Raw genomic sequence first — 14,157 nt, forward strand, 5'->3', positions numbered from 1 at the left:
GTTTTCCGGTTTTTTTGCGTTTTTCAACGACAATGGCAATCCACTATATGATCATTAACAAAACCCACCGCCTGTAAATGGGCATAACAAATCGTTGTGCCAAAAAATTTGAACCCCCGTTTCTTCATATCTTTACTGATCGCGTCAGACAAAGGAGTTGAAACCGGCACTTCAGCCAAGGTTTTCCAATGGTTGAGCACGGGTTTTTTATCGGGTAGGAAAGAACGCATATAAGCACAGAACGAACCAAACTCTTTCTGCACAGCAATAAAGCATCGCGCGTTTGATATCGTTGATTTTATTTTATTCCGATTACGGATTATTCCGGCATCCGGCATGAGCCGATCCACATCCTCATCAGTCATGCAAGCCACCTTGTTTACATCAAAATTATGGAAGGCGTTGCGATACCCTTCACGCTTTCTTAAAATGGTGATCCAGCTCAATCCTGCCTGCGCACTCTCCAACACCAGGAATTCAAACATTTTATGGTCGTCGGTTACCTCTTTCCCCCACTCCTCATCGTGGTATTTCATATAAAGCGGATCCGTACCACACCATCCGCAACGTATTTTATCCATAAGATTTAGTATTATAATACAACGCGTGAAAACGGCGCCGCATCCATTGGGCAAAACTCTTTGTCCATATATTTATAATATCCAGTAATAGCTACCATAGCCGCATTGTCTGTCGTATAGGCAAACTTGGGAATATGTATTTTCCATCCGAAACGTTTGGCGTGATCATGAAACGCGTCACGAAGTCCGGTATTGGCAGACACACCACCGGCAATTGCTACTTCTTTTATATGGAGATCTTTCGCCGCTTTGCGCAGCTTATCCATCAGTATGTCAACAACCGTTGCCTGCAAAGAAGCACAAAGATCGGCTTTATTCTTTTCAATAAAATCCGCATCTTCAGCCAACCGATCACGCAAAGTATAAAGAAAAGAAGTTTTCAAACCACTAAAACTATAATTATAATCAGGGATATGAGGTTTACTGAATGCAAAGGCTTTCGGATTTCCTTCATTAGCCAGGCGATTCACGATTGGTCCTCCGGGATAACCCAACCCCATTACTTTCGCACATTTATCAAAGGCCTCTCCGGCAGCGTCATCAATAGTCTGTCCGATCACTTCCATGTCGTTGTAGGCGTTTACCTTGATGATCTGTGAATTACCTCCCGACACAAGCAGACAAAGGAAGGGATAATTCGGTTGATCCGTATCGTCCGGTGTATCTTTAATAAAGTGTGCCAACACATGCGCCTGCAAGTGATTTACCTCAATCATCGGAATGTTCAGCGACATCGAAAGTCCTTTCGCGAAAGAAGTACCGACCAACAGAGAGCCCATCAATCCCGGACCACGGGTAAACGCGATCGCATCCAATTCTGATTTATCAATACCGGCCCGTTTAATTGCTTCGCTCACAACAGGAATGATATTCTGTTGATGCGCACGCGAAGCCAATTCCGGAACAACGCCTCCATACGCTTCGTGTACAGCCTGACCGGCAATAACGTTAGACAATAACACACCATCCCGGATAACTGAAGAAGAGGTATCGTCGCATGATGATTCAATACCTAATATAGTAATACTCATATTAATGATCTTTTTTCTGCAAAGTTAACCAATTCCATTACTCCAATGTTGCAGTTTTCTCCTTTTCTATAAATCTTTTAAGTCTCACAAATCGAGGGTATTTACAGATCGCTAATATCCAAAGTAAATCTCACACCGAACTTATCCTGCTTAAAATCATTAAACGAACCGAAAACACCAACATTCATCAACTTCCCAAAACCGACGCTATAGCCAAACTCCGTGTAATGCTTCCGGTGAGGTGTGTACAAGTATTTAGCACCAAGTGTTTCACCAAAAACCTTGCCCTGCAAAAACGGCAATCTCTTCAGGAAAATATATTGGCTGTTATAATTCATATTCGCCTGCACCCAATGTTCATTTGTTGAATGCGTATAATAATCGAGCAACATATAAGAATCGAAGCTGTTTTTTCCTGTAAACATCAAATCCGACGTATTGAAATGCTTATAATCAGCAAAGTTCATCCGATTGTAAGATCCCAAAAAAGTACCTGCGTTTAGTGAATACAAAAAAGAACTGAACAACCCCGTTTTAATGGTCTGCCTCACGCCCATTTCAAGAGACTGCGAACTGCTGTTCTGCGTATCATTTACCGGAGTATTCCGACTATAATGCAGATTAACCGTTGGCGAATTTGTTCGTTTATAAATTTTCCTCCCCTTATACAGCTCGTAATATTGATTAAACGTATATTCCAGATCAACATCATAACGAATACGATCAAACCGGGAATCAGTTATCAAGTTGGGCGTTACATCCGTTTTCTTTCCAAAAAGCATATCCGTAACGTTGTTTTCCAGACTTCGTCTTTTAGCTATATCCACTTCAATCGTAAGTTGTAAAGCATGGATCGGTTCTATTTTATGCTTCACATGAAAATAATCATTCTGATATAGCATACTACGATTACTTCCCCACAAGAAAGAGTTCAGCGCGTTTTCTATTCGTAAAGCACCGTCGGGGTTATAATCGACGGAGGTACTACCGGCAGACAATTCAAGAAATCCGAATCGCAGTGGAGCATAATTAAGCTGCAAAGCCGTTTCCCATAAAACACGCTTTCGGGCTGTGGCATAATAAACCGCGGGAACTACATGGAATGAATTATGCTTACCAATATGAATACCCAGATCAAAACGTTGCCCTAACCAATAACCGTCCACAAAGTTATATTCCGGCAAAGCCCTCAATAATCCCCCGTATTTTAATGATATCCGGGCAGAATCGCCACCTACTTTTCCTCCTGTAAGCAATGTTTTCGGCTTAAACTTTGTATTGTGATAGTTTTGTTTAATAGAATCAGTGAAAGCCTGTATAGAATCTTTTTTCTGATAACTCAAAAGTTCATCATCCGTAAGCGGAAGCGTTCGTATTTCCTTCCAAAACAAAGAATCCTTTTTATTTGCCAGCGAATCCGATTTCACCACATACGTTGTATCTTTACTAATTTCAAGGGATCGTTTAGGCTTTTTTTTCTTTTCCAGCACAACCATAACCGAATCATTTGGTATTACTTCGGTGTATTTAGTAGAAGAAGAGTAGCTACCCTCAGCTTTAAATCCCATCAATGATATTTTTGAGTCGATATCATAAGTCGTCGGCAGATAAACCGAATCGGCAACCTCATTATAGGTAATACGATAGACCTCTAAAGAACCTAAAATATTCAGAGTCAGTTCCGCAAAACGGATATTCCATTCATTGTCCGCGATATAAATATATCCGGAAACAAAAAGCGGATCGTTCAACTTAGGAATTATCTTTATCTTATTGACCACCTGTCCATCTTCCTCAATAAAACCTTCGTAACGAAATTTATAATACGAAAACGCCTTCGGGTGCAAAGGAGAAGTTAGTCCCGCAAAAGTAGGCTGATACAATGAACTTTTAGTAATCCGGAAAGCATCTTCCGGATTCAGATTGTCCGGTATCGTGCTACTAAATCCTTTAACTATTTGCTCATATTTATCCGGTGATATGTAATTAATTTCATTAAAGGATTCCTGCATAAACAAATTCCCCTTATAATCATTCAAATTAAGCCCTTCGTTCGTTTCAAGTTTTACACCGGGAATTTTCGGCAACGCCAGCAACTTTAATTTCAACTTTTGATAAACCTCCGAATGATACGATTTTACCTGATTTGCATGAAAAGGAGCTTTGGCAATCGCCTGCCGCATGATTTCGTAAGCAGGATCTTCCTGACCGGTTACCACCACTTCGGAGAGAGCATAAGAACGGTCTGCCAACTTCACATCAACAACCACATTCCGGTCGGTTTCCATAACCACACTCATCACCTGTGTTTCATACCCTAACGATCGAAATTCCGCCGTATAGCGTCCTTCCTTCAAACTGATCCGAAACTCACCCTCATCATTGCAGACAATCCCCTGCGTAGTTTCTCTGATAAAGACCGTACTGCCAAGTATCGCCTCCCCCGATTGATCCGCAATACGCCCACTAAAAATTTGAGCAAACAAGCTTAATCCCCAAAACACAGTCCAGCCAACAGTTAGCAAAAGTCTTCTCACAGCTCCGTTATTATTTGTTTATTAAGGGCAAACGTAAACCATCAGGCGGTTAACTTTTGTATAAATGGCGTTAATTCTTTTTATTTTTAGTGTGTTTTAATAAACTGAATAAATACATTTATAACCATGGATAAAAACATTAGAAAAAGAGACTATTCGCAACAAATTAACAATTCAAATTACCCCTTACAGCAAAGGCATTTTTCAACATTACTATATAAAAAAAAATATAACCTTTATTTTTCAAAAGATATCCTTTATTTTTCGAAAAATATCCTTTATGTTTTTCGCCCCATAAAACAAGCTGACTATCAACCAATTACAAAAACGGTTAAAAACAAGAAAAACCAGCTGATTTTAACTAAAAAAACAAGGCTGTCAACCGATGTCATCTTGAGCCTGTCGAAAGATCTCATACCGTCGAACTATTCTTTAACGAAGCCACATGCAGAGATCTCTCCACTGCGGTCGAGATGACAGAAAGGGTGTGGTTCCTTCCCCTTGTCATCTTGAGCCTGTCGAAAGATCTCATACCATCGGACTATTCTTTAACGAAGCCACATGCAGAGATCTCTCCACTGCGGTCGAGATGACAAGGAGGGTGGTTGTATTTACAAAGAGGGTATGTTTATAATAATCCAACTTTAACCCAATTATTATAAGTATGATTATAATAACAGCTATATTTAGAGTAAACTATAAGTATAACTACAAATAAAACAAACACTATGATTACGTTTCCTTCAATTCTCCACAGCAGAGACACCTATATTGAGCGTATCAAACCATTAACCAATGTCATCTTGAGCCTGTCGAAAGATCTCATACCATCGGACTATTATTTAACAAAGCCACATACAGAGATCTCCCCACTTCGGTCAAGATGACAAGGAGGGTGGTTCCTTCCCCTTGTCATCTTGAGCCTGTCGAAAGATCTCATACTGTCGAACTATTCTTTAACGAAGCTCCATGCAGAGATCTCTCCACTTCGGTCGAGATGACAGGGAGGGTGGTTGTATTTACAAAGAGGGTATGTTTATAATAACCACACTTTAACCCAATTATTATAAGTATGATTATAATAACAGCTATATTTAGAGTAAACTATAAGTATAACTACAAATAAAACAAACACTATGATTACGTTTCCTTCAATTCTCCACAGCAGAGACACCTATATTGAGCGTATCAAACCATTAACCAATGTCATCTTGAGCCTGTCGAAAGATCTCATACCATCGAACTATTATTTAACAAAGCCACATACAGAGATCTCCCCACTTCGGTCAAGATGACAAGGAGGGTGGTTCCTTCCCCTTGTCATCTTGAGCCTGTCGAAAGATCTCATACTGTCGAACTATTCTTTAACGAAGCTCCATGCAGAGATCTCTCCACTTCGGTCGAGATGACAGGGAGGGTGGTTGTATTTACAAAGAGGGTATGTTTATAATAACCACACTTTAACCCAATTATTATAAGTATGATTATAATAACAGCTATATTTAGAGTAAACTATAAGTATAACTACAAATAAAACAAACACTATGATTACGTTTCCTTCAATTCTCCACAGCAGAGACACCTATATTGAGCGTATCAAACCATTAACCAATGTCATCTTGAGCCTGTCGAAAGATCTCATACCATCGAACTATTATTTAACAAAGCCACATACAGAGATCTCCCCACTTCGGTCAAGATGACAAGGAGGGTGGTTCCTTCCCCTTGTCATCTTGAGCCTGTCGAAAGATCTCATACTGTCGAACTATTCTTTAACGAAGCTCCATGCAGAGATCTCTCCACTTCGGTCGAGATGACAGGGAGGGTGGTTGTATTTACAAAGAGGGTATGTTTATAATAACCACACTTTAACCCAATTATTATAAGTATGATTATAATAACAGCTATATTTAGAGTAAACTATAAGTATAACTACAAATAAAACAAACACTATGATTACGTTTCCTTCAATTCTCCACAGCAGAGACACCTATATTGAGCGTATCAAACCATTAACCAATGTCATCTTGAGCCTGTCGAAAGATCTCATACCGTCGAACTATTCTTAAACGAAGCCACATACAGAGATCTCCCCACTTCGGTCAAGATGACAGGGAGGAGAAAGATAATAGGAATGAAGGGGCGAAAGTTTTTCGTCCTTATCAACCAAAGAAAAGGGTGATTCCTACCCGAAAAAGAGCGCGATGCCGCGCCAAGCGGCGAGCCGTGAAAAAAACGGCCTCATTGGATGAGCGTTAAGAAAAACCCGGAGCGAAAGCGTTAAAAACAAATCGTTGTTTGAGCGCAGCGAGTTTTCGATTTGTTTAGCGAAAGCGCAGTGTTTTTTAGCGAAGGAAGTGCAGCCTTGATCTTTTTTGCTTCGTTTTTTGGATCAAGCCAAAAAATGATGTGGGGTCGCAGGGGTGAAACCCCTTAAAACCCTGTCCCATCCAATGTCATCTTGAGCCTGTCGAAAGATCTCATACCATCGGACTATTCTTAAACGAAGCCACATGCAGAGATCTCTCCACTTCGGTCGAGATGACAGGGAGGGAAGGGTTGTGATGATAAAGTAAGAGATCACAATACGTGAAGTATTAATTATGAATCTTTTGATTACCTTTGAACATTCAAAAGAAATGAGTCCACACAATGCCAATACAGGGTACAATATTAGTAGTTGATGATAATAAAGCGATTCTGACAGCGATGAAAATGTTGCTGAAAACTTCTTTTGAAAAAATCATCACAATCACCACTCCCGAACAAATCAAGTCTGTCTTATCAAAAGAAACGCCGAATGTAGTTTTGCTGGATATGAATTTTAAGTCCGGCATTAATACCGGGAATGAGGGTTTATTTTGGCTTACTGAAATAAAAAAAGTAAACCCATCCCTTCCGGTAGTACTTTTCACAGCCTATGCAGATATTGATCTTGCCGTAAAAGGAATTAAAGAAGGGGCTGCCGATTTTGTGGTTAAGCCATGGGATAACGACAAATTGGTACAAACATTACTGAAAGCCGCAGCATTTGATAATAACCGGAAAGGCAAAAAAGGGGCAACAAGTACGCTTTCGCCAATTGCAAACTGCATGGTTTGGGGGGAAAGCAAAGCTATGCAACAATTACGCGCTTTGATTGAAAAGGTAGCTATTACGGATGCGAATATACTGATAACAGGAGAAAACGGCACGGGAAAAGAAATGCTCGCACGGGAAATTCATGCTTTGTCTAAGCGCAAAAACAACATCATGATCCCGGTAGACATGGGTGCAATCACTGAAACGCTATTTGAAAGTGAACTGTTCGGACATGTGAAAGGCGCATTTACGGATGCGAACGCGGATCGCCCCGGTAAGTTTGAAGCAGCCAATGAGGGAACACTGTTTCTGGATGAGATTGGCAATCTGCCCTATCACCTGCAAGCGAAACTTCTCACCGTATTGCAAAGTCGTAAAGTGGTAAGAGTAGGCAGCAACAAACCTATACCTATAGATATACGCTTAATTTGCGCGACAAACAGAGACATGGAGAAAATGGTTGAGAAGGATGAATTTCGTGAAGACCTTTTATATCGGATCAATACGATACACGTAAGAATACCTTCGTTGCGAGAACGCCGGGAAGATATTATCCGCCTGGCAGAAATATTCCTGTTCAAATACTGCACCATTTACGGAAAACAAAACATGCGACTGACTACCGAGGCTAAGGCTAAATTAATGCAGCACGTATGGTCCGGAAATATTCGCGAACTTGAGCATACAATCGAAAAGGCTGTCATTATTAATGAATCGGACACATTAGACGAGGTTTCTATTGACCTGAACAAAAACAAGAATAAAGTTCAGAAAGAAATCACGACACTGGAAGAGATGGAATACAAGCTGATTAAGGAAACCATTGATCAGTTTGAAGGGAACATGTCATTAGTAGCTCAGCAGCTGGGCATTTCAAGACAAACCCTATACAACAAGATTAAACGTTACGAATTGTAGGCAAACGATATGTTGAGGATATTATTAAAAAGACTCTCATTTGTTTTACTTCTGCTGTCAGCACTGTCTGCTGCCGGAGCCTATCTTGCTATGCGGAAAGAATGGATATTGTTCGGAATAATCGTTTTCTTTTGGGTTCTTCTTTTCCTGACACTCCGAAAAATATATAAAAAAAACGCGCAAAAGGTCGCTTTTCTGTTTGACTCCATTGATAATGGAGATCAGGCCTTCAATTTTGCTGAAAGAGGTACTTCCTCTTCCGATGAATTAGTGAATAATTCTCTTAACCGGATAAACAAGATTTTATTTCAGGCGAAAGCCGAAGTAATACAAAAAGAGAAATACTACGAACTGATTATTAATTTCGTTAATACAGGAATTATTGTTGTTGACGAAGGAGGATATGTGTTTCAAACAAACAAAGAAGCACTGCGTCTTTTGGGAATGACTGTTTTCACACATGTGAAACAGCTCTCCAAAATCGATCTGAAATTAGAAGAGGCAGTAACAAAAGCGCAACCCGGCACAAAAGAACAAATCAGTTTTCACAACGAGCGCGGATTGGTACATCTGCTTATTCAGGTTTCCGGCATGCAGCTTCAGTCAAAAAACGTCCGCATCATAGCAATTAACGATATCAACAAGGAATTAGATGAAAAGGAGATAGATTCATGGATACGACTTACCCGTGTATTGACGCATGAAATAATGAATTCCATCACACCGATCACCTCATTGAGTGAGACCCTTCTTTCGACACACGGAAATGTCAACAAAGAAATTAACGATGGGTTGCAGGTTATTAATTCAACGGGCAAAAGCCTTATGTTGTTCGTAGAATCTTACCGGAAATTCACCCATTTACCCACTCCAAATCCTACTCTTTTTTATGTGAAGACATTTGCAAAGCGTATGCGACAGCTTGCTTTGCATCAAAAAAACTACCCAAACGTTCGTGTAGAACTGGATATCCCACAGGAAGATTTAATTGTGTACGCTGATGAAAATCTGATCAGTCAGGTTGTTCTGAACCTATTAAAAAACAGCTTAGAAGCCATAGGAGATGAAAAGAGTGACGGTCTTATTGTAATTAAAGCATACACAGACAGTCAGGAGGCGGTGATTATGGAAATAGGTAATAACGGTCCGGCTATCCCTCCGGACATACTGGAGCATATTTTCGTACCTTTTTTCACTACAAAAAAGCGGGGGAATGGAATTGGTCTTTCCGTGTCTCGTCAAATCATGCGATTATCCGGAGGCAGCCTTACGGTCAGAACAACTTCTGAGCGTACATGCTTCTCGCTCACATTCCCGTGAAAATAGAGCTTTCATTATGCCGCTTGTGAAGAAATCGTTACATTTGCATTCTTAAAAACAAACCGAGTGCAATATGAGCGATGTGAAAGTAAGCGAGGAAGGCAAAAAGAGCTTGAATTTTATTGAATCCATTGTAGAAAAGGATTTGACTGAAGGTAAAAACAGCAAACGTGTTCAGACGCGTTTCCCACCGGAACCAAACGGTTATTTACATATAGGTCATGCTAAAGCAATTTGCATTGATTTTGGCATTGCTGAACGCTATAATGGTGTTTGTAATCTACGTTTCGACGACACAAACCCTGTTAAAGAAGATGTGGAGTATGTGGATTCCATTAAAGAAGATATTCAATGGTTAGGATTCCACTGGAACGAAATTTATTATGCCTCTGATTATTTCCAGCAACTTTGGGATTTCGCGGTTAAATTAATCAAGGAAGGAAAGGCGTATATAGATGAACAAAGTGCTGAAACAATCGCTGCTCAAAAAGGAACACCCACACAAGCGGGAGTAGAAAGTCCTTATAGAAATCGCCCGATTGAAGAAAGTCTTGATCTATTCAAAAGAATGAACGAAGGCGAATTTGAGGAAGGACGTATGATTTTACGTGCTAAAATCGATATGGCCTCGTCGAATATGCATTTCCGTGATCCGATTATTTATCGAATCATCAAACATCCTCATCATCGTACAGGCACAGACTGGAAAGCTTATCCGATGTATGACTTCGCTCACGGACAGAGTGATTTCTTTGAAGGCGTAACGCATTCGATCTGTACGCTTGAATTTGAAGTGCATCGTCCTTTATATGATTATTTTATTGACGAATTGAAGGAAGATGACAATTACCGCCCTCGTCAGATTGAATTTAACCGTCTGAACTTAACTTACACCGTTATGAGTAAGCGTAAGCTGCTCCAATTGGTAAAAGAAGGTTTGGTTAATGGCTGGGACGACCCCCGAATGCCGACTATCTGCGGATTCCGGCGCCGTGGTTACACCTCGCAATCCGTTCGTAATTTTATTGATAAGATTGGTTATACAAAATACGACGGCATAATTGATGTCGCATTGCTTGAACATGCTGTTCGCGAGGATTTGAACAAAATAGCACCACGTGTTTCGGCTGTTATAAATCCGGTAAAGCTGATCATCACCAATTATCCGGAAGGACAGGTTGAAATGCTTGAAACGGTAAACAACCCGGAAGATTTATCTGCGGGTACACATGAAATTGCATTTTCACGTGAATTATATATTGAACGCGAAGACTTCATGGAAGATGCGCCAAAGAAATTCTTCCGTATGACACCCGGTCAGGAAGTACGCCTGAAAAGTTCTTATATAGTGAAATGTACGGGCTGTAAAAAAGACGAAAACGGTGAAATTGTTGAAATCTACGCCGAGTTTGACCCGATGACGAAAAGCGGAATGCCGGATAGCAACCGTAAGATCAAAGGTACACTACACTGGGTATCGGCAGCGCACAGTTTGCCGGCCGAAGTTCGTTTATACGACAGGTTGTTCATGGCTGAAAATCCGAGTGAAGAAAAAGACAAAGATTTCCATGAGCTATTAAATCCTGATTCGCTAACCGTATTGCGTAATTGCAGGGTTGAAGCCGAATTGGCAAAAGCGAAACCTTATGATCATTTTCAATTCCAACGTCTGGGCTATTTCAATTTAGACCCTGACAGCAAGGAAGGAAAACTTATTTTTAACAGAACAGTCTCGTTGAAAGACACTTGGACAAAAGTAAAAGACAAGTCCTGATAGCTTTATTCAACAGAGAAGGAGTCGAAATATGAAACAAAACAAAGCGTCTCATCTTCTGGATAAATTTTTAGCTGCTCAAAAGGCTGGAAAAGAAATCTATTTTGACGCTGATGAGATTGATGATATTCTTGAACGCCTGGAAGATCGGGAGGATTATACCCATTATGAAGCGATTCTTTCACTTGGGTTACGACTACATCCGGGCAGCACGGAATTACGCATCAGACAATGCAAACTGCTCATATATAAAGAGGAGTTCAATCAAGCATTAGATTTAGTAGACAGCATTTCTGACGCAGCTCATCTTGAATTAGATTTGCTGCGTTTGGAATGCTATTGCGCCTTAGACCAATACCACAAGGTGGTTAGTTATATTGAAGCTCACCTGAATGATGATCGGGAGGAGCTGGAAGAGGTTTTTGAGTATCTCGCTCCGATTATCAGTGATATGGATATGAATGAGGAAACGTCGGATTTCATTCAGCGCGGATTGAAGATATTTCCAAACAACATGATACTCAAAGATGAACTTTGCTTACATCTTGAGGCTATAGGAGATATTGATGGCGCGATTAAAATATGCAATGAACTTATAGACAAAAACCCTTATTCGGTAGATTATTGGTTTATGCTGGGCCGTTTATATTCCATGTCGGCTGATTACGAAAAGGCGATAGAAGCTTTTGACTTCGCGTTGACTTGTGATGATTCGGATATTGAATTGAAGATTCTCAAAGCCTATTGTTTATATATGAACGACAACTTTGAAAAGGCCATTGAGGTATATTCGGATATCATTGACACGGATAATAGTCTGCGGGACAGAATAACACCGTTGTTGGCTGAATGTTATATTAAACAGGAGAAGTACGAAGAAGCTTACCGGTTATTAAAAAAACACCTGAGTGAGAAAGAGACTAATTCGGTTGAAGATATCTCTACTTTTCTGAACTTCATACGTTGTTGTATGGAAACGGAAAGGGAAACAGAAGCTACCGTTATTCTCAACAAGGCTCTTGAGTTATACCCGGACAACATTCGTCTGCTTTCAATCCTTGCTATAAAATATACGGAAGACGGTAAGGATAAGGAAGCAAAAGAAATTACCGAAAAATTATTCCGTCTGATCGATGAAGCAAACGACAGCTTAGTGGACAATGCCGAAAGTCTTTTTCAAACAGCTCAATACCTGAACTTGAAAAATGACATCCGGGAAGCGTTGAAATATTATCTGAAAATTCTTAATATTGATCCGAAGATGCCGCTGATCACGATGTATATCGCCATGGCCTATTTGTCTCTTGGTGATATTGAGGCGTTCAATAAATATTATAATTTAACTCCCCAGGAAGAACTGGCCGACTTTTTCAACAAATCCGGCATTGATCTGGACGATTTGCTACGAAACCTTGAAAGTAAACATATTGAACCCGAAAACCTGACAAAAGAATACCTTAAAAACAAAGGTCACAGAAATTAAATGACATAAAGCGTTATCAGATAATTCTCCGATTCGTCTTGGTTTTATCACATTAGTTCTTAACTTTGTGAGTCTACGCGGTAATACATAATTAGTAGTTTATGGCTAAAATTAAAGGAGCGGTTGTGGTTGATCAGGAAAGATGCAAAGGTTGCGACCTTTGTGTTACCGCCTGTCCTACAAGTGTTTTAGAACTTCATCCACGCGAGGTAAACAATAAAGGATACCACTACGCGTACATGAAAAATCCGGATGACTGCATTGGTTGTTCCAGTTGTGGTTTGGTATGTCCGGACGGATGTTTAACTATCTATAAAGTTAAAGTGTGAAACTTACTCAATCTTAAACCGGAATGGAAGATGATATAAAATTAATGAAGGGAAACGAGGCCGTTGCCCATGCTGCTATTCGCTATGGCGTGGATGGCTACTTCGGTTACCCTATTACTCCTCAATCAGAAATACTTGAAACCCTTACGGTTGAAAAGCCGTGGAAAACTACCGGAATGGTGGTATTGCAGGCTGAAAGTGAAGTGGCTGCAATAAATATGGTATATGGAGGAGCCGGTACGGGAAAACGTGTAATGACGTCGTCCTCAAGTCCGGGTGTTAGTCTGAAGCAAGAAGGGATCTCTTATATCGCAGGTGCTGAATTACCCTGCCTTATTGTTAATGTAATGCGAGGAGGCCCGGGATTGGGAACTATCCAACCCAGTCAGGCGGATTATTTCCAAACAGTAAAAGGGGGTGGACATGGTGATTACAAGTTAATTACGCTTGCCCCGTATTCAGTTCAGGAAATGGCAGACTTTGTCGGATTAGGTTTTGAATTAGCATTTAAGTATTCAAATCCGGCGATCATACTGGCTGATGGCATTATCGGTCAGATGATGGAAAAAGTGGTTCTGCCTCCTTTCCTACCCAGAAAGACAGAAGCCGAAATTATCGCGGAAACTCCTTGGGCTGCTCAAGGAAAACCTGCAGGACGTAAACCAAATGTAATTACATCTCTGGAGCTTGATGCGTCAAAGATGGAAGAGAACAACATACGTTTTCAGGCTAAATACAAAAAAATCAGTGAGAACGAAGTGAGATATGAAGAATTTCATTGCGAAGACGCGGAGTATTTGCTTGTTGCATTCGGATCGTCAGCACGTATTTGCCAAAAGGTTGTGGAAAACGCACGTAACGAAGGTATTAAATTAGGATTATTGCGTCCGATAACGCTTTGGCCTTTCCCGACTGAGGTAATAAATAATTACGCATCTAAAGTAAAAGGCATCCTGTCTGTTGAGCTCAACGCCGGACAAATGGTAGAAGACATTCGTCTTGCGGTAAATGGAAAAGTTAAGGTTGAACATTTCGGAAGATTGGGAGGTATAGTATTTACTCCTGATGAAATATTAGAAGCTTTTAAACAAAAAATACGCTGA

At 40.3% G+C, this 14,157-nt stretch carries 9 protein-coding genes; 6 read left to right on the forward strand and 3 right to left on the reverse strand.

From position 1 onward, the window contains the following. Nucleotides 1-23: 23 nt before the first annotated feature. From B9Y81_RS07885 to B9Y81_RS07895, 3 genes are all read right to left on the reverse strand, one after another. On the reverse strand, nt 24-581 hold the full coding sequence (locus B9Y81_RS07885) for a DNA-3-methyladenine glycosylase I (RefSeq protein ID WP_085536432.1): 558 nt from the start codon (nt 579-581) through the stop codon (nt 24-26). Between the two features lie 11 nt (nt 582-592). Then, complete coding sequence (gene tsaD / locus B9Y81_RS07890; protein WP_085536433.1) at nt 593-1,612, reverse strand: tRNA (adenosine(37)-N6)-threonylcarbamoyltransferase complex transferase subunit TsaD; 1,020 nt, start codon at nt 1,610-1,612, stop codon at nt 593-595. Between the two features lie 101 nt (nt 1,613-1,713). After that, nucleotides 1,714-4,149, reverse strand: coding sequence for a DUF5686 and carboxypeptidase regulatory-like domain-containing protein (locus B9Y81_RS07895; protein ID WP_085536434.1), 2,436 nt, complete (start codon nt 4,147-4,149; stop codon nt 1,714-1,716). Nucleotides 4,150-6,801: 2,652 nt separating this feature from the next. Between B9Y81_RS07895 and B9Y81_RS07905 the strand changes: the two genes are divergently transcribed. The 6 genes from B9Y81_RS07905 (at nt 6,802) to B9Y81_RS07930 (ending at nt 14,157) form a co-directional block, all read left to right on the forward strand. After that, the gene (locus B9Y81_RS07905; RefSeq protein ID WP_085536436.1) at nt 6,802-8,148 is read left to right on the forward strand and encodes a sigma-54-dependent transcriptional regulator; all 1,347 of its coding nucleotides are present in this window, start codon (nt 6,802-6,804) and stop codon (nt 8,146-8,148) included. A gap of 9 nt (nt 8,149-8,157) precedes the next feature. Further along, the gene (locus B9Y81_RS07910; RefSeq protein WP_085536437.1) at nt 8,158-9,468 is read left to right on the forward strand and encodes a sensor histidine kinase; all 1,311 of its coding nucleotides are present in this window, start codon (nt 8,158-8,160) and stop codon (nt 9,466-9,468) included. A 73-nt stretch (nt 9,469-9,541) separates the two neighbouring features. Further along, a complete protein-coding gene (locus tag B9Y81_RS07915; protein WP_085536438.1) occupies nt 9,542-11,242 on the forward strand; it encodes a glutamine--tRNA ligase/YqeY domain fusion protein in 1,701 nt (566 codons plus the stop codon). A 31-nt stretch (nt 11,243-11,273) separates the two neighbouring features. Further along, nucleotides 11,274-12,725 carry a tetratricopeptide repeat protein gene (locus tag B9Y81_RS07920; protein WP_085536439.1) on the forward strand — a complete coding sequence of 484 codons (1,452 nt, stop codon included), beginning with the start codon at nt 11,274-11,276 and terminating at the stop codon, nt 12,723-12,725. Nucleotides 12,726-12,826: 101 nt separating this feature from the next. After that, nucleotides 12,827-13,054 (forward strand): 4Fe-4S dicluster domain-containing protein, encoded by a 228-nt coding sequence (locus B9Y81_RS07925; protein WP_085536440.1) that lies wholly within the window; start codon nt 12,827-12,829, stop codon nt 13,052-13,054. A 23-nt stretch (nt 13,055-13,077) separates the two neighbouring features. Continuing rightward, on the forward strand, nt 13,078-14,157 hold the full coding sequence (locus B9Y81_RS07930; RefSeq protein ID WP_085536441.1) for a 3-methyl-2-oxobutanoate dehydrogenase subunit VorB: 1,080 nt from the start codon (nt 13,078-13,080) through the stop codon (nt 14,155-14,157).

Source organism: Massilibacteroides vaginae, from assembly GCF_900178525.1.
Lineage (GTDB): Bacteria > Bacteroidota > Bacteroidia > Bacteroidales > Tannerellaceae > Massilibacteroides > Massilibacteroides vaginae.